At 44.0% G+C, this 19,678-nt stretch carries 14 protein-coding genes and 2 pseudogenes; 7 read left to right on the top strand and 9 right to left on the bottom strand.

Annotated elements, in window-relative coordinates:
- The first annotated feature begins 1 nt into the window (after nt 1).
- Nucleotides 2–1,594, top strand: coding sequence for an ABC transporter ATP-binding protein (locus ACQEXR_RS10735; protein WP_427020321.1), 1,593 nt, complete (start codon nt 2–4; stop codon nt 1,592–1,594).
- Nucleotides 1,595–1,666: 72 nt separating this feature from the next.
- On the opposite strand, the gene ACQEXR_RS10730 is transcribed toward ACQEXR_RS10735, so the two are convergent.
- Nucleotides 1,667–2,971, bottom strand: coding sequence for an insulinase family protein (locus ACQEXR_RS10730; protein WP_427020320.1), 1,305 nt, complete (start codon nt 2,969–2,971; stop codon nt 1,667–1,669).
- A 250-nt stretch (nt 2,972–3,221) separates the two neighbouring features.
- Nucleotides 3,222–4,997: an EAL domain-containing protein gene (locus ACQEXR_RS10725; RefSeq protein ID WP_427020319.1), complete on the bottom strand. Its 1,776-nt coding sequence runs from the start codon at nt 4,995–4,997 to the stop codon at nt 3,222–3,224.
- Nucleotides 4,998–5,382: 385 nt separating this feature from the next.
- Here ACQEXR_RS10725 and ACQEXR_RS10720 point away from each other — a divergent pair, with 385 nt between their 5' ends.
- Nucleotides 5,383–6,273, top strand: a complete 891-nt coding sequence (locus tag ACQEXR_RS10720) for a LysR family transcriptional regulator (RefSeq protein WP_427020318.1) — start codon at nt 5,383–5,385, stop codon at nt 6,271–6,273.
- Here the strand turns inward: ACQEXR_RS10720 and ACQEXR_RS10715 are convergent.
- The 3 genes from ACQEXR_RS10715 to ACQEXR_RS10705 form a co-directional block, all read right to left on the bottom strand.
- A complete protein-coding gene (locus tag ACQEXR_RS10715; protein ID WP_427020317.1) occupies nt 6,254–6,886 on the bottom strand; it encodes a response regulator in 633 nt (210 codons plus the stop codon). The genes ACQEXR_RS10720 and ACQEXR_RS10715 overlap by 20 nt on opposite strands.
- A gap of 152 nt (nt 6,887–7,038) precedes the next feature.
- Entirely contained in the window at nt 7,039–7,251 is a 213-nt protein-coding gene (locus ACQEXR_RS10710) for a hypothetical protein (protein ID WP_427020316.1), read from the bottom strand.
- A gap of 129 nt (nt 7,252–7,380) precedes the next feature.
- Nucleotides 7,381–7,824: a substrate-binding periplasmic protein gene (locus ACQEXR_RS10705; protein WP_427020315.1), complete on the bottom strand. Its 444-nt coding sequence runs from the start codon at nt 7,822–7,824 to the stop codon at nt 7,381–7,383.
- A gap of 107 nt (nt 7,825–7,931) precedes the next feature.
- Here ACQEXR_RS10705 and ACQEXR_RS10700 point away from each other — a divergent pair, with 107 nt between their 5' ends.
- On the top strand, nt 7,932–8,363 hold the full coding sequence (locus tag ACQEXR_RS10700) for an RNA-binding S4 domain-containing protein (RefSeq protein ID WP_427020314.1): 432 nt from the start codon (nt 7,932–7,934) through the stop codon (nt 8,361–8,363).
- 59 nt (nt 8,364–8,422) lie between these two features.
- On the opposite strand, the gene ACQEXR_RS10695 is transcribed toward ACQEXR_RS10700, so the two are convergent.
- Together ACQEXR_RS10695 and ACQEXR_RS10690 are read right to left on the bottom strand one after the other, a co-directional pair.
- Nucleotides 8,423–10,159: a methyl-accepting chemotaxis protein gene (locus ACQEXR_RS10695; protein ID WP_427020313.1), complete on the bottom strand. Its 1,737-nt coding sequence runs from the start codon at nt 10,157–10,159 to the stop codon at nt 8,423–8,425.
- A gap of 81 nt (nt 10,160–10,240) precedes the next feature.
- Nucleotides 10,241–14,197 (bottom strand): response regulator, encoded by a 3,957-nt coding sequence (locus ACQEXR_RS10690; RefSeq protein ID WP_427020312.1) that lies wholly within the window; start codon nt 14,195–14,197, stop codon nt 10,241–10,243.
- Between the two features lie 111 nt (nt 14,198–14,308).
- Between ACQEXR_RS10690 and ACQEXR_RS10685 the strand changes: the two genes are divergently transcribed.
- Both ACQEXR_RS10685 and ACQEXR_RS10680 read left to right on the top strand, forming a co-directional pair.
- Nucleotides 14,309–15,403 (top strand): HD-GYP domain-containing protein, encoded by a 1,095-nt coding sequence (locus tag ACQEXR_RS10685; protein WP_427020311.1) that lies wholly within the window; start codon nt 14,309–14,311, stop codon nt 15,401–15,403.
- Nucleotides 15,404–15,700: 297 nt separating this feature from the next.
- A pseudogene (locus ACQEXR_RS10680) lies at nt 15,701–16,168 on the top strand (ATP-binding cassette domain-containing protein); the annotation flags it as partial.
- Here ACQEXR_RS10680 and cueR read toward each other — a convergent pair.
- A complete protein-coding gene (cueR, locus tag ACQEXR_RS10675) occupies nt 16,152–16,544 on the bottom strand; it encodes a Cu(I)-responsive transcriptional regulator (RefSeq protein WP_331418457.1) in 393 nt (130 codons plus the stop codon). The pseudogene ACQEXR_RS10680 and the gene cueR overlap by 17 nt on opposite strands.
- 345 nt (nt 16,545–16,889) lie before the next feature.
- Here cueR and ACQEXR_RS10670 point away from each other — a divergent pair, with 345 nt between their 5' ends.
- Both ACQEXR_RS10670 and ACQEXR_RS10665 read left to right on the top strand, forming a co-directional pair.
- Nucleotides 16,890–18,083 (top strand): acetate/propionate family kinase, encoded by a 1,194-nt coding sequence (locus ACQEXR_RS10670; RefSeq protein WP_138972574.1) that lies wholly within the window; start codon nt 16,890–16,892, stop codon nt 18,081–18,083.
- A 131-nt stretch (nt 18,084–18,214) separates the two neighbouring features.
- Nucleotides 18,215–18,646, top strand: a pseudogene (locus ACQEXR_RS10665) (transposase domain-containing protein); the annotation flags it as partial.
- A gap of 164 nt (nt 18,647–18,810) precedes the next feature.
- On the opposite strand, the gene ACQEXR_RS10660 reads toward ACQEXR_RS10665, so the two are convergent.
- Nucleotides 18,811–19,350, bottom strand: a complete 540-nt coding sequence (locus tag ACQEXR_RS10660) for a DUF3332 family protein (RefSeq protein ID WP_331418338.1) — start codon at nt 19,348–19,350, stop codon at nt 18,811–18,813.
- Between the last annotated feature and the right edge of the window lie 328 nt (nt 19,351–19,678).

Below are 19,678 nucleotides of genomic sequence, written 5' to 3'. Positions count from 1 at the left end.
CATGAATCAAACGGTACTCACCATTGAGAATCTGTCGGTGGGCTTTGGGCAAAAAAATAGCATTCAGCAAGTGACTCACGATGTCTCTTTATCTATCCGTAAAGGGGAAACATTGGCGCTGGTGGGTGAGAGTGGTTCCGGCAAGTCGGTGACCGCCAACTCAGTGTTAAAGCTGCTGCCTAAAGGCTCATCTCATTACCTTAATGGCTCAATTGACTTTAATGGTGTCGATATTCTCTCGTGTTCTGAACGTGAACTTAGAGGCATTCGTGGTGGGCGCATTGGCATGATCTTTCAAGAACCAATGGTATCGCTAAATCCGCTGCATAAAATTGGTAAGCAGCTAGTCGAAACCCTCTCAATCCACCGTGGGATGAGAACCCGTCACGCAGAACCGCTGGCGATTGAATGGCTAGAAAAAGTAGGAATACGCCATCCAGAGCAAAAGATTTTGTCCTATCCGCACGAGCTCTCTGGCGGTGAACGTCAGCGAGTGATGATTGCAATGGCGCTAATCAATGAACCTGAACTGCTCATTGCCGACGAGCCAACAACCGCGCTGGATGTTTCCGTCCAAGCTCAGATACTCGATTTGCTGAAAGAGCTCCAGCAAGAGTTAGGGATGGCGATGTTGTTTATCACTCATGACCTCAGCATTGTAAAGCGAATTGCAGACAGAGTGGCTGTGATGCAAGATGGCGCATTGGTTGAGGTCGGGGAGTGCCAACAGGTATTTAGTGCCCCAGAGCACCCATACACTCAGACACTGATTAACTCTGACCCGAGAGGTTTGCCGGTAAACGTTGACGACAACGCAGAGCCTCTATTGAACGTCAAATCGTTGCGGGTTTGGTTTCCACTCACTGGTGGCATTTTTAAACGGGTGGTTTCACATATTAAAGCTGTCACCGATATGAATTTTACCCTTAAAAAGGGCTATTCTATTGGACTTGTTGGGGAGAGCGGCTCGGGTAAATCGACCACAGGAATGGCAATCCTAAAGCTGATAAAATCTGAAGGTTCAATCTCTTATCAAGGGTGCGAATTACAAGGTTTGGATCGTAAAGGTATGCTCCCTTACCGCAGTAAAATGCAAGTGGTTTTCCAAGACCCGTTTTCTGCGCTCAACCCAAGGATGTCGGTTGCTCAAGTTATTGGTGAAGGCTTACGAGTTCATCAGCAATATGACGAATCAGAAATTGATGCCTTGATATGCGAAGTGATGAGAGAGGTGGATCTTGATCCTGAAACTCGTCACCGTTATCCCAATGAATTTTCGGGGGGTCAACGTCAACGTATTGCGATTGCACGCGCGCTGATTTTGAAGCCAGAGTTTATTTTACTTGATGAACCGACCTCTTCACTGGATCGAACGGTACAAGCTCAGGTGCTTGATCTGTTAAAATCTCTGCAAGAAAAATATCATCTGACCTACCTGTTTATTAGCCATGATCTCAATGTCGTGAAATCTTTGTGTCACTACACCATTGTGATGAAGCAAGGACTCGTGGTGGAGCAAGGAGAGACGCAGGCTCTATTTAGTCATCCACAACAGGAATACACCCGCCATCTAGTTGAGTTGTCGAGTTTATGAATTTCCCTAGATAAGCTGGTAGCAAAAAGCCGCCATAATTGGCGGCTTTGTTCATCAATTGGGCAATTGTGATTAAAGAATCACAGCATCATCTTGAGACCAGATTTTTGCCAGCTCTTTACTCACATCCAACTCGTTGAGATGAGCTACATGGAAGTTGAGCAGATCAAGATCGTATGACGGTGCCGTATAGACTGAGCCAGAGTTGACTGCTTCGATCAGACGATCAGCTTGTTGCGCGGTGTAATCTGCATTTTGTCGACGAGTTTTACGCTGTAGCTGTTCACGAACTTGGCTTACCACCATTTCATACTCGGTCTGAGTAAAACCACTGGCAATGGCACGTTTAATTTCTGCTTGTACGATTTGTTGTGCCTTGCTGCGTTCATTAACGTCTAGATCCGTTAATCGAATTTGAGAGAGCAGCTTATGGTTAAATACAAGCTGATTATCAACCACAACTTTGGCTAATGAGTGCTGCTGTTGCAATGCATTCTCAATACGTTGTTCAAGCAACTTATTGGCTAAGGTTGCAATCAGCATATCTTTTCTTAACGCTTTGCTGTCTGTTTGGTTATGAACCGACTTCAAGCTGCTGATTGATACTGAGGAATCATTGGCGACAGACTGAGCCGTGACTGGCGTGGTGGTAAAGGCAGCTAGAGAGTGAGTTGATGCGCTCTTGTTTGCTTTCCAGTCTGCGAAACTTTTGTCAATCAGATTCGCTGCTGAGCGAGGGCTAACCGCACCGGCAATGACCACAGTAATGTTCTGCGGTATATATTGTTGAGCTTGAAAATCATGCACTGAGGAGAGAGGGGTATCGGCCAAAGTTTCCGCATCGAGTGCTGACCAGTGCTGATCAACCGCCAACGGCTGTAACTGTTTTGCTGCGATAATTTGGTCAATATCTGTTAGCGATGATTGACCTTTCACCAGTAATTCTGAAACTTGTGATGTTTGGATCTGTGTTGTTAACCCAGAGCGAATCAGGTCAAGCGCACGACCAATGTCTGCATCGGTGCCATGAGCAAGATCTAGGCTGAATACCGTTTGCTGATAACCAGAGGTTGCAAGCCAGTCTGTACCTGAAATTGAGTTCAGTGCGGTAATTCTTGCTAGTGGGTAGTCGGCCGGCTCTTGTGCAACCCCAGATCCCACTCGTACGCGAATCGACACTTCATCGCTGGTCTTGGTGGTCGGTAGGATGATGTAACGTAGGCCGTTTTCCAGCTGCGCGACTGAAGTGCGAGCTGGTAGTTGAATATCTGTGTGCTCAAACCATAGCGCGCTATTGCTTGCAGCAGAAGCGATTGGCGAAAACATTAAAGATGCAGATAGAGCTGCACTGAACAAAGTACGAATCGAATTAGACACTTATTACTCCAGAAACAATGAATTTGATATCTCTGTGTCCTGAGAGCTCGATGTAAAAACATCGGACTCCGTGTATGTCTATCCATGAACTCGAAGCTGAGCTTCGTAACACGTCGCTGCCAGTAAATCGCGATCCAGCGAGGCAATGGAACATCTCATTATTAAAACGGTGAGATTTTCTACAACTAAAGTTGATTAGTCAAATTGAATTATGATTTGAGTGAATATATCTCATAGCTGAGACGTTCGATTAGACGGTCGTATAGTGGCTAGCGCTGGCGATAGAGAGGGGTTTTGAAAACCAATAGCCTTGTAAATAGGAAGCGCCCATATCGGTGAAGACCTTTTGCATCGCGGCATTTTCAATACCTTCTATCACGATATCGATATTGTAAGTGGTACAGAGCTTAGTGATGAAAGAGAGGTACTCAAAGGTGACGGGGTTTTCCATTGAACGCCATGCAATGGATTTATCGATTTTGATTTGCGACAGAGGCAAATCGAAAAAGCTGTTTAATGAACTATAGCCGGCGCCAAAATCATCAAGCGATAACTGAAAGCCTAAGCCATTGAGGCGATGTAGCTGGGCAATCGCACTTTTATTGTCGTCCAGTATGATGGTTTCTGTTAACTCAAGTACAATGGAGCTTGCGGAAACATTGTGTTTATCGATTAACTGTTTGAGTTCGTCTGGAAATTGCTGGCTAAGTAACTGCAAAACAGAGACATTGACGTTGACTTTAATCGACTCTGTGTGGGTCTGCTGGTATTGGTTGATGAAGCGACACGCCTCGTCAAATACCAAATAGCCCAGCTCACTAATTAAGCCTTTTCGTTCAGCCACACTAATGAACTCGTCAGGATAAATTTCACCGTGCTGGCCGCTTTTCCAGCGTACTAAGCTTTCAAAGCTTGCAACGACATTGTGTTTAGCACAAATGATCGGTTGGAATTTGACGGACAGCTTGCGCTTTTTGATTGCGTTGCCAAGTTCTTGCTCGATATAAAAATGCCGGTCAACCTGATTTTTGGTGTTTCCGGCATAAATACGAATGTAGTTGTCACGCTTAGTCGCTGCGTATTGACTGGTTTTTGCAGCAATTTTGACCAACTCATCGACGGCTAACTTATCACAAATATTGGGGTAGATGCCGATGCTAATGTCGGTCGTGTATAGGAAATCGATGGCTTTCACTGAGTCTTGATAGGCTTGACACATCCGCTGAGCAAGTTCTTTTAGCTCACTGTTGTCGTACTTACCCTGCACCAGAATGGCAAAGTCGTGTGATTGAATCCGGTATATATCGACAAATTGGTCTGGGAACTCACCTAAAATCATCGTTAAGTGAGAAAGTAGATTGCGCATTATCTGCGAACCATAAAGCGTTTGGTCTGATCGAGCATTGCCTGCTTGAATATAAACAAGGTGGTGTGACTGCGTTGTGACTCCCTTGATGTTTTCAAGGTCAAGAGCAAGCTTTTGCTCGTTGGACAGTCCTGTAGGCCCATCACGCAAGGAAGATTGCTGCACATACGTTTCCATGAGTTTTCTGTCGGAAATGTCTTTGTGGCAACCAATCATAAAGCGATGCCCTTTTACCGTTTTGGTGATGGCGGTACCTTCCAGCCATGTGTATTGACCGTTAGTACAGCGCACTCGATATTCGACGGTGACACGAGACTCATCTTCTTGAATATGCTCGTCGACGCGTTCAGACAAGGCGACTTTGTCGAGGGGATGGACAAGATCAAGCCAAGTTTGTAGGCAGGTATGCCCTGACTCAACACCAAATCGGGCGTAAAATGATGGGTTATAGAAGCAGACATGTTCGGTATCAGACATATAGAAAATACCGTCATTCAGAACGTCTACCACATGTTGAAAATGATTATCCATCAATTCATCTAACTCGGCACCACTTAGGATGCTCGGCTGATGTGAATCTGACTCAGCCGTTTCGACACTAATCTCTGAGACAAGTGTGATTCTAGGACGCGGATTGATGCTTTTCATTGATTGTGACATTTGTGGCTTAGTTACCTATAAGACCATTGCTCGGTCAAATCTATATTCTATAAAATTTCTTTCTTACGCATATTTTCAGTAATACATGAAATTAAGATGAATCTCTAGCAGATGGCTCGCAATAATTGTCAATAGATCAAAAACGTTGGCTTGCGTTGGCAACATAACCAAAAAATAGTGACAGTTTGATTGATTGCATGCTAGTGATGACAAAGTGCAGGCTTGTTGGCTGAAAAGACCGCATTTTATTTTACAAATAGGCGCTATGCAGAGGACATAAGTAGCTGTTTTTATGATTTTTCCTCGCTATACTGACGGATAAATACAAGATAGAGACCTAATTGCAGTTTGGTCGAAGAGTCTGCATTGGAGCACTGGATACACTATGAAATCACAGCTTGATCTTAATCTCCTTAAAGTACTTCCGCTGCTTGATAAACACCGTCAATTGAAACCGGTTGCGAAAGAACTGGGGAAAACAGAAAGTGCGGTGAGCAAGTATTTGGCCAAACTCAGAGAGCAACTAGGCGATCCGCTGTTCGTCAGAGGGGCGTTTGCATTCGAGCCGACCGAATATACAACCAATTTGCTGCCTAAGATTACCGCAGGTCTTGATATGATTGATGAGGCGGTACAGCGTGAAGAGTTTAACCCTGCCTTATACGATAAAAGTATTTCGATAGCTTTACCCAGTCTAGGCCAGTCATTAGTGGGAAAAGCCTTGTTGCTGGATCTGATGGAAATTTTTCCCAAGGCCAAGATCAATATCACTACTTGGAATGAAACATCGATCACCGACATTCTTGATGAACGGTTGGATATCGGGGTTCAGTACTTCAACGAAGAGCTAACCAAAACGATTTTTCAGCATCACTTAGGCAAATACAAAGGGGCAATTATATGTGCCAAGCCTTATGCCGACAGGTCATTAGAAGAAAAGCTGCGCATGCCTTATATCATGATGGAGCTGAAAGGTTGGCAAGATACCAAAGCGGTGACAAACATAGCATTGGAAGAGCAGGGAATAGAAATCAACACCTTTGCGACGGTAGATAATATCACCTGTTTATTTGATGTTCTTGAGTGTACTGAGTGCGCAACATTACTCCCTTATACAAACCACACTCAGTTGCATGAAAAATATTGCGTCACTGCGCTCCCTGATCATTTGCAGATGAAGCATCCGCCGTCAGTGGTTGCCAATTACAAATTGGTCAACCATGGTAATCCGCTCCATCAACTCTTAGCGTCTAAGGTCAAGCAGCATCTTTTCTAGCTTCATTAAGGTCGATATGGATGTGTTGTTGAATTCGCATCAACTCTACAATGGAATCGACCTTATATTTATCTAAAATTCTTGCCTTATAAGTACTGATGGTTTTTGAGCTTAGTGACAGCACTTCAGAGATCTTCTTGTTGCTGTAGCCTTTAATCAGATAATTGAATACAACAGTTTCTCGCTTTGACAAAGTGGTATTGCGCTTCTTAAGGTTATCTGTTTTTTTGAATACAGAATGGCCACGTGATACGCTTAGTACTGCCTCTTTGAGCACCAGAGTGTTTTCTAATTTAGAGACGTAACCATTAGCCCCTAACAATTTTGCTGTTTCTGAATACATCGGATGCTTATTACTCGAAACAAATAAAATGCGTCCAGTGTATCCATATGCTCGTGCGCGTCTTACAAATTCGAATCCATCAGAGCCTTCAAGATCGACATCAAGCACCACCATATTAATGTTATGATTTCTGACCAACTGTATTGCAAACGTTGCTGAAGGTGCCTGCAAAACCTGCACATTTGGGATGGTCTCGTAAAGCAGTTGAGATAGCGCTTCGCGCATAATTGGTTGACTATCAATCACTAACGTATGAGTTGAGGACATCATTTTACTTTCTCGCTGTTATTCTAATCAATGATGCTTCCGTGCCTCCAAATCCGATGGTGCTAATGTAAGAGATAACTGACGGAAAAGGGGGAAAGCGACACTTTCCAGTACGGAAAAACTGTCATGGCAGGGTTAGTTAAGTCAATTAATCGTTATAGCTCTAAATATTTTTCGAGGATCTCATCTATGGTTCCATCCTCTTTGAGATAAGTAATTATGGTGTTAAGTTGTTGAATAAATTCATCTTTGTAAGGGTATTTATCTGGCGATTGATTGGTGAATCCAACATAGCCTTGTTCACTACTCACAGAGTTACCTAATTGCATTTTCCAAGAGGAACTAATGATGCCTTCTTCACGTAACAACTTGACTTCCCAAAGAATTGACAGCCGATCGTTTAAGTAACAGTCAATACGATTCTTATACAGATTGAGGACATTGTTGCGATTGCCTTTGGCTTCGATAAGTTTAATGGTTCCTTTTTTAACCTGTTGTCAGAATTCATTTCCACCTAACGCGAAAGAATCGTTTACGCCGACGGTTAAACCAAGGTAATCATCAGGCCAGACATTGAGTTGCCGGTCTTTTACACGATCTGGCTGACAGTAAACCACGACTTCTTCGTCAAGGATTGGGTGTGAGTAAGGAGAGATGTATAAGCGTTGATCTGGGTAGTAGTAAGGGGGAAAAAGCGCAAACCCTTCTCCGGTTTCTAACAACTTCAACCCTCTTTTCCAAGGAACGGGTGAAACTTTGATTCGATATTCCGGCATTCTCTCAAAAGCGGCTAATAGAATATCCACGTAGATTCCTCTAAGCTCACCATCGACCGAATAACTGTATGGTGGGTATGAGTCATCGCCGTAAACAGTTACGGAAGTAGGAGGATAGTATGCCCAACAGGCGTTGCTTAAAAGAGCGATTATTAGCCATCTCAAGACGACATCACCTTAGCGTTGTTCTTTCTATAGTTAACTTTAGTTTATTTATCGCCGCTGAGAGATTAGACTTTCATTTTTATTAGTGAATGACCGCAAGGTATGGTATGAGCCAGGATTACGAGCAGGGCGAAGAAATCGAAATTGAAGCGATAGGTATTGAAGTATCGTCACAGCCAATTGAGCTGTATAAAGTGTTTAAAATCGCTAACCTTGTTGGTGGCGGTGGTGAAGCAAAGCACTTGATAGCGGAAGGTTATGTTGCGGTAAATGGTGAGCTGGAAACTCGCAAACGTCGTAAGATGTATGACGGTGATTTGTTTGAATTCAATCAGGAATACTATGTCGTGATCTGTGATGCGCCTGTAACAGAACCTCAAGAGAAGCCAGCTAAGGTCGAAAAAGTGCCGCAGCCACTTAAGTCTCAGCCAAAGAGCCAGAGTAAAAAAACGCCAAAAAACAAAGATAAAGCGAAAAAGGCCGAGTCTAAACCTGCGAAAAAAAGCGCTAACGGACGTTCCTCAATCGACTTTTTTTAAGGTTTGATTGATGAGTAAAGGGCCCACAGGGCCCTTTAAAAATAGAAATCGTTGAGCAATCAAGTGCGAATATGGGCTATCACTTGATTCAGATCTTCGACGTTTTGCTGCAAGTCGACAACAATCGGTTGTAGCTGGTTGATTGCCTCGCTCATGTCAGACGAAAGGTTTTTGATGTTGGCCAAATTACCAGATATTTCACCACTGACGGCGAGTTGTTCTTCAGTGGCGGCGGCAATGGAGGTATTGAGCTTGTGTATTTCTGCCGCCGAGCCTTGAATAGTACAGAGGGCTTCATTGGCAACGCTCATGTTTGAGCGTGTCGACTGCATCTTGTCAGCACTGCTGTGAATCGTGACGGTCGACTCTTTGGCTTTCTCTTGTAGTGTTGAGATGATGCTTTCGATTTCTCCCGTCGAGTCTTGGGTTCGCTGGGCTAGGGAGCGAACTTCATCGGCAACCACTGCAAAGCCTCGTCCTTGTTCACCGGCGCGCGCCGCTTCGATTGCCGCATTGAGCGCCAGAAGGTTTGTCTGCTCGGCTATCGCCTTGATCACGTCCAGAACATTCCCGACATTATTTGACTCTTCGGCAAGTTGTTGAATGATATGTGAGGTATTAGTGAATTCTCCCTCTAGTTGAGTGAATTCATTGGATGTCTTATCAAACACTTCTTTACTCGTCGATGCTTCTTTTTCCGCGCTCCCTGCATACTGTTCGGCCATATTGGTGCTCTCGGCAACATTGGATAACGCCGCGGTCATCTCTTCCATGGCTGTCGCCGCCATCTCCATTTCTTGGTTCTGTTGGCCTGCCATATCAATGTTGCGTTGAGTGATGGATTGAATCGACTGCGAAATGGTCGAAATAGTGGCGTTAACTTGATTGATTTTGCTGATGGTTTTCGCGTAGCTCTCTAGGACTTTGTTAATCGTGTTCCCAATGATGCCGAGTTCGTTATTGCTCTTATCGTCGACACGAAGGGTGAGATCAGAGTTGGTATCGACTTGTTGCAATAAGGTCGCCATTTGGTCTATCGGTTTTACCACGCGGCGATTGACCAATACATAGCCAATTATTGCGATAACAAATACAGCGATCAATGAAATATTACCTATCAAAACGGTGGTTTGAACCTCTTGAGCTGCCATCTCAAACTGTCGATTGGTTCGCGCTTCGAGTTCTTGAAAAAACGTATCGATAGGTGCCATGATCTTGGCTTTCTCTTGATGATATTCCTTACTATGCAAAAGTGCCGCGGCCATTGCTAAGTCGGGCTCTCCCTTTTGGGTATAGTTGCCTGAGCTATCCGGATACAGCCCTTTAACCGCGTTCATCGCTTTGACTTCCATGTTGACCAGAGCATCTGAGTTTTGCTGTGCTTGTTTTAACAACTTGAATTCAGATTGGGTGAAGCCTAGATTTTCCATCATCTGTTGCAGAGATATTCTCTGGCCGTCAGGTTTTGGTTTCTGTCCATAGCTCAACACTAAGTCCCAATAGATTGTGTGATAATTTTCTGGGCGTGGTTTTTGGCCGTTGCGGATAGCCAGAATGTCCATATACATTTTTTCGTAGGTATCATCAGCAGTTAGGACATAGGTGCGGCCTAAACGAGTTAAGTCATCAGAGCTTTGACGTAATTCATCAGCAGCTTGATAGGACTGGTAACGAACTTGTGCCATATCATCCACTTTCTGCAATAGGCCGTTAAGCTGAAAAACGGTGATGACACTGATGATAATGCCTAAGGCGATGACCCCAAACACCAGCTTCATTGTATTGTTAATGTTCATTGTATTGATCCCTTTTTTACGATGAATCAACTGACGTTGTTTTATAACTTAAGGTTACTGCTCTTTACCTGTCATTATTTGTTATGGTTTAGGGAACTGGTCAAGCAGCTGTTTGGCCAATTCAAATTCAAATCCTTCAATAGCATCAATGAATTGAAGCTTCTGCTCTTCGGTCCAAATCCCGAATTGCTGGGTATCTTGAACTATGCTCAGCGCCTCAACATCATACGCTTCCACTAAGCTGACCAAACGTTGGTAGAGTTCGATTGGATCGGTCTCTGTTTTCACCTCGCTTGGTGTCCGATTTGCATGCCACTGTGCCAATTCAGCGTTTAGCTTTTTAATCAACTCTGCGCACACTTCCAGCTCGCCCAGTGCAGACTTATCTTGTTCTCGGATGCGGCGTTCCATATTAGCCGCAAGTTGAGAGACAAGTTTGACTCCTAAGTTAGCCGAAGATCCTTTTAGCGAGTGGGCCATTCGAGCCGCCATGTCCCAATCTTCTTTGTCAATGACTTCTTTAAAGATAGATAACTCTGTGTTTTGCATCTCTAAGAATCGACCTAAAATGGTAAAATAACTCTCTTTGTCACCGCCAATATCATAAATGGCTTGCTCAACGTTGATGCCCGATAGGCTAGGCAGTTCAGAATCAACGGCGGGAGAGACGTTTTTTTCTTCTTGTAACAATTCATCGTTCGGTTGCTGTGATGACAGATATTGAACCAGAGCTTGATAAAGGTTGTGCACATTGATAGGTTTAGCGAGATGAGAGTTCATGCCTGCATCGATACAGCGTCTAACATCACTCTGCATGGCATTGGCGGTCATGGCGATAATGGGGAGATTTTGCCATTTTGGATTGCGTCTGATCTGTTCAGTGGCAGAGATACCATCTAAGACCGGCATCTGCATGTCCATAAGAACCAAGTCCACCGCTTTTTGTTCAAGAATGTCGATCGCTTGTTGACCATTTTCAGCGGTCACTACACTGAGATTAGTACCGTTGAGTAGACCTAAAGCCACTTCTTGATTTACCTCGTTATCCTCAACTAATAGCACGGTTTGTCCATCAAATACGGGCTTTTCGAGTTGATTAGCATGATGGTTGCGAGTGGCTTGTTCAATGCCAAAACTGTTCATGATTGCATCGAGAAGGTTGGAAGGATTGACGGGTTTTACAATCAGAGAATCAATAAGTTTTGACGTCGTTTGGTCTAACGAAATTTCACGACCGTAAGCGGTGACGAGGAAACGTTTTGAACGTTCGAGTAGCCGTTCTTTTTGCGCAGTTTGTAGAAGTTCAACGCCATTTAAACCAGGCATGTTCCAGTCAACGAATAGTAGGTCAAATTGGCTTTGTCGCATTTCATCAAGCGCTTCAAAACCGTTACTTACCGCTTTGGCTTCGAAGTGCATCGCACTTAGCAAGGTGACTAAAATATTTCGGGCGGAGTCGTTATCATCAACCACTAAGGCTCGCTTACCAGCCAGTCCGGCGATAGGCTTGGATATATCACGCATTTTGGCCTCTTGCAGGCCACATGTGATGGTAAATGCGAACGTTGAACCAACACTTGGAGTACTGCTGACACTCAATTGCCCACCCATCAACTCAACCAGTTGTTTGCTGATACTGAGCCCCAGACCTGTCCCGCCAAACTGCCGAGTGATGCTGCTATCCGCCTGAGAAAACGCATCAAATAGGTGGTTGATTTTATCTTTGTCGATGCCAATGCCAGTATCCTTGACCGCAAAATGAAGAACCACCTCGCGTTCGGTGACTAATTCACGACGTACAGACACCACCACTTCGCCTTGTTCGGTAAATTTAACGGCGTTGCCACACAGGTTTACCAGCACTTGTCCTATTCGGAGTGGGTCGCCAATCAAACCAACGGGAACTTGAGGGTCAATATCGAGTAGAAATTCGATTTTTTTCTCTTGTGCTTTAAACGATATAACATTGATCAGGTTTTCAAATACCTCATCCAAACTAAAGTCGATGGTCTCTATGTTCAATTTACCCACTTCTATTTTCGAGAAATCGAGGATGTCATTAACTATGCCAATCAGGTTTTTCGCAGATTCATTGATGCGAGTTAAATATTTCTGCTGGGCGGGATCGAGTTCAGTATTCAGTGCAAGGTGAACCATACCCAAAATACCGTTCATTGGTGTACGTATCTCGTGGCTCATATTCGCTAAAAACTCACCTTTAGCACGGCTCATCGCATCGGCAGTCTCTTTAGCGTCACGGAGTTCGGTTTCCATCTGCTTACGTTCAGTTAGGTCAAGTAAGATGCCGACAATTCCGGACACCTTGCCTTGGCTATTACTGAACGACGCTTCGCACACGAGCATGTCGCGTTCCTGTTGGTGTTGGTCGAGTAGAGATAACTCGTAGTTTTTACTTCCTTGCTGGAGAAATAATTCCTGATGCGTATCGTTAAAGCACCGCGAGGCATCTTGTTGGCTAAATACTTCTAAGGGGGTTTTGCCAACAATATCTTGCATTGGCAAGCCACATAACTCGCTGAACTTGGCGTTGACGGTCAGGTATTTGCCTTGTGGGGACAGGCAGTACATCGGGTTGGGGGTCGCATTTAAGATCTCTTGGTTGAGCTGAGATTGTTCCAGTACTTTTTGTTCGGCTTTTCTCTGTAGTTCGATGTTTTGGCTCAGTTGGATGCTGACGGCCAAATCATCGAGCATTTGAGTTAGCCACCGATACTGGATTTCATTTAATTCACTGATGGTACCGACTTCGAGTAAGGCGACAGGTTGTTCGTTAACACAAAGAGGGAAGTAGTAGAGTTCATTGAGTTCTAGGCTGCCACCGCTGACTGGCATGGTGTATTTGCCCGCCAGCGCTGTCATGCTGTAGGGCTTACCGGAAAGAAGAACGCTTAACTCCGTAGAACTGGTGTCTGAAATATGGCTCGCTTGTGTTCCATCGTAGCCAGCACCTGCTACTCGAACTAACTGATTATCTCGATACAAGGAGAGACCGATTTGTTGAATTGGAAATTGATGGAGAAGAAACTGGGTCACTTCTTGGCATAGGTCGAGCGTCGATTGACTGGTTCTCAGGACAATATTGAAGTCTTTGAATAGCGTATTTTGATTGAGTTGCTCTGTTATATGATGAAAAACGACGTTCAGACTATCGATGAAATGTTGCAGTTCCGCATAGGCTTTTTGAGTAATAGTAAAGGCATAGTTTTTCTCTTTGACTTGATGAACCACCGTTTTTAATAAACGACTGACAGGACTAATGTAGAGGTGCCACAGCAAAGCGAACGAAAGAGCGATCGACGCCAGCAATATGGTCATTAATGTGAGATACATATTCCGGTATTCGAGTGCTTTTCGGTCGAAGTTATTGATACTGTTTTCAATTCGGTAAACGATCGCTTTGTGAGCAGAACCTACGGCTCGCATGATTTTGGCTTTTTCGGCAAAGTATTTTTTGCTGTACAGCAATGACTGTGCGTATTGAAGATCGGGTACTCCGGTGTCTATTTCTTGCCCTTGTTCGAGTATTTTTATCCCTTTAACCGCTAGAAAGGCTTCACGCTCAAGATTGACTAAGCCATCTGACAGCAAGAGAGCGCTTTTGAGCTCAAGAAATTCAGCCTCAGTGATGCCAGAATCTCTCAATCTGGTGAGCTGTGGAGTACTTTGCCCCCCACTGGTTGAGGGGAACGGCTCGGTTGAATTTGCTACTAAGTCCCAGTATTCATATTCATTGCCTATCGGCATCGCCGCTTCGCCATTGCGTACGGCAAGGACTTGATTAAACATTTCTTCCCAACGCTCATCACCTGTCACTGCGTACGCTCTGGCAAATTTTGTAAGGTGATCTGAGCTTTGTTTGAGTTCTTGTGAAAGTCGGTAGAAGCGATGTAAGTCATTTAGATAGGTGTGACTTTGTAAACGCATTTCTGAAACTTTATCCGTAACCACAGACATGGCCACAGCGCAGGCTCCCATTATTAGGAAGAGCAGCATAAATAGTGTGCGAATTGAACGCATTAATTTCCTTCCCTGAGTAGATAGCAGTGCAAGTAACAACGACTTGTCTATAGTTATTTATAAGCTTACCTATTGTTATTCTAGTTTACAAAATGATTTGGGAAATTTCGTATGGCCACTGAAAACCTGAGTGACTGCACAGTGCTGATCGTTGATGACTGTGCTGACAACCTAGCGTTTATGGCTCAAGGGTTGAAAGGGAGTTACCATGTAAAAGCGGCCAAGAGTGGGGAGATGGCGCTTAATATCGTTGAGAATTTCGCTATCGATCTGATTTTACTCGATATCGTTATGCCAAATATGACTGGATATGACGTTATTCGAGCGATCACCAGTAATCACAGTACACGTCATATTCCAGTGATATTTCTTACAGGAAAAAGCTCTCCTGAAGATGAAAAACTAGGATTTGAACTTGGGGCGGCTGACTACATTCATAAGCCCGTCAGCATACCTTTATTGCGCTCACGGGTGAGAACTCATCTGCAAAATAAGCGCTCAAAAGATATTCTCCTCGGCCAAAATGGGTACCTAGAGAAAGAAGTCCTCAAGCGCTCCTATGAACTTGACAGAATGCAGGATGCGGTCGTTTTTGCCCTCGCAAGCCTCGCTGAAACTCGAGATCCTGAAACAGGCAATCATATTTTGCGTACCCAGCACTACGTAAAGCTCCTAGCTGAAAAACTTGCTGAGAAATCCCAGTACAGTGAATGGCTGACACCTAAGGTGATTGATACCTATTTCAAGGCAGCACCACTTCACGATATTGGAAAGGTAGGAATTGTCGATTCGATTTTACTCAAACCGGGAAAACTGACCGATGAAGAGTTCGAAATCATGAAAGGGCATACGACACTGGGACTGATAGCTTTGGAGAAGGCAGAGCAGTTGTCAGGTGCCCGCAATGATTTGATCACTGTAGCCAAAGAGATCGCCTATGGTCATCACGAAAAGTGGGATGGTTCAGGGTACCCAAATCACTTTAGTGGTGAACAAATTCCACTCAGCGCTCGTTTGATGGCGCTAGCAGATGTCTATGATGCGTTGAGATGTCGGCGTGTATATAAAGAGCCAATGACTCATCAAGACGCCAAAAATATCATCATGCAGGGGGTAGGGAGTCATTTTGATCCCCAGGTAATTGATGCCTTTATAGAGCAAGAAGATCGATTTATAAAAATCGCCCAAGAATTTGGCGATGGTTAACCCGTCCCTGGGTCAACAGGACGAGTTTGATACTTTAGCGTCGAGTTAGTGGGATTCACTGATCAGCCTGACTTTTCTCTCAGCGTGCAAGCTTACAATTCTTTGATAAATGTAAAAAACGTAAATCAGCGGTACATGGTTACAAATATAAATGATAATGCATTGCATTTGTAATTATGGAGTCTAACAATGAAATTGTCTGCCGTTGCGCTGCTAGCCAGCCTAACTGTATTTGGTGCCAGTGCGAAAATGGTCGAGGTACAACACGCTCAAGGTAAACTAAATCAGGATGACGCGTTGACTATCGACAAAGCGATCGAGTATCTCGACTTAAGCGACATTCAGCATAAGTATCTGGATGAACTGAGTGGTGGGCAACGCTAATTGTCATTTATTGCTATGGTCATGGCACAGGATACGGACTATGTTTTCCTGGATGAACCACTCAATAATTTGGACATCAAGCATTCATTGCAAATCATGAAGAACATCAGACGACAGGCTCATGAAATGAACAAGGCGGTAGTTGTTGTGATTCATGACATTAACTTTGCAGCTTGCTACTCAGACATCATCATCGCTCTCAAAAAAGGACGAATTGTCGCTCAGGGGAGTGTGGAGCAAGTGATTCAGGCCGAGATCTTAGAAAGTATTTACGAAACACCGTTTAACATCGTTGAAGTTGGCGGCAAACGTATGTGTACCGTATGTGTACCTACTATTAAGCCCAATCAATGTTGTACGAGGTTTATTCAGCTTTGGTGAGATCTTCGATAATAGGGCAGCTACTGCCTGAGTCGCCTGGACATGCAGACACCCACTTTTTAAGTTGACGTTCGATCTCTTGGAGTTCACGAATCTTGATTTCCACTTCGTGCAGTTTTTCTTTTGCTTTTGCCTTTACTTCGCTGCTTTTGCGGTTGGAGTTGTGCGCTAACTGAACCAATTCCTTACATTCAATCAAAGAAAATCCAGCGTTCTTCGCTCTAGAAATCAGATTGAGCTCCTGAACATGCTGATCTGAATACTCACGATAGCCAGACTCGCTTCTGTGGGGAGCAGTGATGAGCCCTTTATCTTCATAGAGACGAATTGATTTGCTTGATAATCCAGTTAGCTTTGATACAGCACCAATATTCATTGTGTTTCCTTAGTGAGTTAGGCACGGCTAATTCTACTTTGACACTGTTTTACTATGTTTGTTCGCCAAAGGCTAGCCAGCAGCGACAAGTAGCCTTAGATATACATAGCAATCGATACCGTGAAACAGAGCAGGATGACGAATAATTATCCCAAACTGACAAAAAAACACATTAATTTTTGTATTCAAATTAAATAGCCATTTGCGATAGATCAACAAAAGTTTGTTTGTTTTGTTGAATATGTATAAATAAAGTTGAAACATTCAAAAAATATTGAATAATAGGATCCACAAAACTATAGAAGTGTGACGCTTCATCAATCAGTCTGAAACAGGAACATATCCATGTCGAACACATTTGTGCTGGTCATTAACTCAGGTAGCTCTTCATTAAAATTCGCCGTTATCGACTCTCTGTCGGGTGAAGCAATTGTTAGCGGTCTGGGCGAGTGCTTTGGCTTGCCGGAAGCTGTAATCAGCTGGAAGTACAATGGCGAAAAAACCGAAGAAGCCATTGATGCACCGGACAACCACCACCAACACGCGATTAATCGTATCGTTGCTCTAATAGATACATTAGGGTTCAGCAATGACTTAGTGGCCGTTGGCCACCGCATTGTGCACGGCGGCGAAAAATTCACTTCGACAGTACGTATTGATGACGAAGTTCTAGCAGAAATTGAAAGCCTGTCAGACCTAGCTCCGCTCCACAACCCTGCTGGGGCGCTTGGAATCGAAGCATCGATGAAAGCTTTCCCAAGCTTGCCACAGTTTGCTGTGTTTGATACGGCTTTCCACCAAACAATGCCACAGAAAGCGTTCACTGGCGCAATCTCTAACGAGCTATACAAAGAGTACGGTATTCGTCGTTACGGATTCCACGGTACGAGCCATTACTTCGTTAGCCGCGAAGCAGCTAAGATGCTTAACAAACCAGTGGAACAAGCAAGCTTTATCTCCGTTCACTTAGGTAATGGTGCGTCTGTATGTGCGATTGAAAATGGTCAATCAGTGGATACATCAATGGGCTTTACACCGCTAGCAGGCCTAATGATGGGCACACGTTCAGGTGACCTTGACCCAGGTATCATTGAGTTCCTAATGAAGAAGGGCTGGAGCCAAGAGAAAGTATTCGAAACTCTGAACAAAAAATCAGGTTTCCTAGGTGTCTCTGGCCTGACATCCGATGCACGTGGCATTTTAGAAGCAATGGAAAACGGTCACGAAGGTGCCAAGCTTGCGTTTGAAGTATTTACCTACCGCGTAGCAAAATACATTGGTTCATACTTGATCCCGCTTAACCACTTAGATGCAATTATCTTTACTGGTGGCATTGGTGAGAACTCTCTTCCTATTCGCCGTGAGATTCTGAAAAACCTAAACCTACTTGGTTTTATCGAAGACGAGAAGGGTAACGAAGACGCACGCTTTGGTGCAGCAGGCATTATTGCTAAGTCAGAGATACTAAACGCAGTGGCTATGGTCATCCCAACTAACGAAGAATTCGTGATAGCCCAACAATCGGTTGAATTGCTGTAATTTAAACTAAAAACGGATAGTTAAAAGCGAGCTTGATGCTTAATGCCGATCAGTTAAGGCTTAAATGATCGGTTGAACGATCCTTTCAAGGTGTCAAAATCCGAGTGTATTCCAGACACTCGGATTTTTTTATGTTTCTAAGACAAGCACTTAACCAAGTTCATCAATTCTCTGTTGAGCAACTCTCAGGTTTATCTGACCTTCTCTCTCCTGAACTCATTGCTCAATGTATGGAAGACACGGGTATCACAACCATGCGTAGACGCAGATTGCCCATGGAGATGATGGTTTGGAGTGTTGTTGGGATGTCCCTATATCGCCATTTATCTATGGAGAAAGTTGTCTCCAAGCTAGATATTCTTCTTCCTGGCAAAAAACCGTTTGTTGCTCCAAGCGCAGTAATCCAAGCAAGGCAAAGGCTAGGTTCTGATGTCATGAAGTCCGTTTTTACTCAAACGCAGAAATTATGGAATGACAAAACGCCACACCCAGATTGGCATGGTTTAACTCTTCATGCTGTAGATGGTGTGGTCTGGCGAACCCCAGATACTAAAGAGAACGATTATCGTTTAAAAGGTGTGCGATTTAGCTAGCGTCCGCTCGTAAGCTGAATTCAGAGACAAAGCCCTATAGACGAAACAAAGCCACAGGCAGTGCCTGTGGCTTTGGATAACAACGAGGGGATGTATGCCAGAGCGTAAACGCCTAGATATCCGAGGTCATCACGTTAGGCTTGAGTTGCTAAATAGTCTTCAAGCTCTTGTAGGCTGGTCTCAGCCACTAACTCTCCATCGATGAAGTAAGAAACTTTCTCGCCCTCTTTAACCCCAATAAGAGTCGCTCGCTCACCGGTATTGTATGTAATATCCATTTGAATGGTATTCGAATCCAATGGCTGCATATGACCACGTTCTATGGTGCGGAATTGGCTAATTGGAGCGATAGGCGCTTCTTTTAACGAATCATCAAGATTGTCATTAATATCAATCATGGTTTCAGTCTTAGTATCGAAAATGTGCGGCTTGCCATTTAATGGGTTCTTACCAGTCCAAAACTCAAGAGAGTTAAAGATTAAATAGTCCGCTGCTACCGTGATACCGTAAACTGGCGCTAGCAGCATATTGAGTCCGCCCCTAGCATAGCGGTTGTCGACCGCTTCAACGTTGAATTTCATCAATATTCCTGTCACCGCATTACTGCCTACACAACCGGACAAGCTAATTGCTACTGCCGACAACGCCACTACTTTCGCTATTGTTGATTTCATAAATCCCTCTAACTATTTTCGATAAGAATCAATAACAAGTTTAGCGTGAAAATTGAGTTGCATATGTTATGCGCATCAATAATTTAGAAGCAATTTTCAAAACTGCACGAGCAGTCCCAAAATTTAAACATTCAGCTGCAGTGATTTTGTCTCTTAAACGAACCATCAAGAAACTTCATTGCTTAGCAAGTTATCAACAAGTAGGTATCAGCTATGCGGTCGTATTGGCGAGAGGGTGAAAAAAGCGAGCTCAATAGGCTAATGCCAGTCAGTTAAGCTGACTGGCTTTCTTTTTATTGGGGTATTTCTTTGCCTTTGGTTTTATTGC

This window comes from Vibrio sp. TRT 2004 (assembly GCF_050113735.1).
In the GTDB taxonomy this organism is placed as follows: domain Bacteria; phylum Pseudomonadota; class Gammaproteobacteria; order Enterobacterales; family Vibrionaceae; genus Vibrio.
This window is presented reverse-complemented; position numbering and strand designations above follow the sequence as displayed.

Bases quoted from the DNA above. Each gene is read 5' to 3' on its own strand.
- ACQEXR_RS10715 (WP_427020317.1), bottom strand. From the start codon at position 6,886: ATGATGTCCTCAACTCATACGTTAGTGATTGATAGTCAACCAATTATG.
- ACQEXR_RS10660 (WP_331418338.1), bottom strand. From the start codon at position 19,350: ATGAAATCAACAATAGCGAAAGTAGTGGCGTTGTCGGCAGTAGCAATT.
- ACQEXR_RS10670 (WP_138972574.1), top strand. From the start codon at position 16,890: ATGTCGAACACATTTGTGCTGGTCATTAACTCAGGTAGCTCTTCATTA.
- ACQEXR_RS10695 (WP_427020313.1), bottom strand. From the start codon at position 10,159: ATGAACATTAACAATACAATGAAGCTGGTGTTTGGGGTCATCGCCTTA.
- ACQEXR_RS10735 (WP_427020321.1), top strand. From the start codon at position 2: ATGAATCAAACGGTACTCACCATTGAGAATCTGTCGGTGGGCTTTGGG.
- ACQEXR_RS10725 (WP_427020319.1), bottom strand. From the start codon at position 4,997: ATGTCACAATCAATGAAAAGCATCAATCCGCGTCCTAGAATCACACTT.
- ACQEXR_RS10685 (WP_427020311.1), top strand. From the start codon at position 14,309: ATGGCCACTGAAAACCTGAGTGACTGCACAGTGCTGATCGTTGATGAC.
- ACQEXR_RS10720 (WP_427020318.1), top strand. From the start codon at position 5,383: ATGAAATCACAGCTTGATCTTAATCTCCTTAAAGTACTTCCGCTGCTT.
- cueR (WP_331418457.1), bottom strand. From the start codon at position 16,544: ATGAATATTGGTGCTGTATCAAAGCTAACTGGATTATCAAGCAAATCA.
- ACQEXR_RS10690 (WP_427020312.1), bottom strand. From the start codon at position 14,197: ATGCGTTCAATTCGCACACTATTTATGCTGCTCTTCCTAATAATGGGA.
- ACQEXR_RS10700 (WP_427020314.1), top strand. From the start codon at position 7,932: ATGAGCCAGGATTACGAGCAGGGCGAAGAAATCGAAATTGAAGCGATA.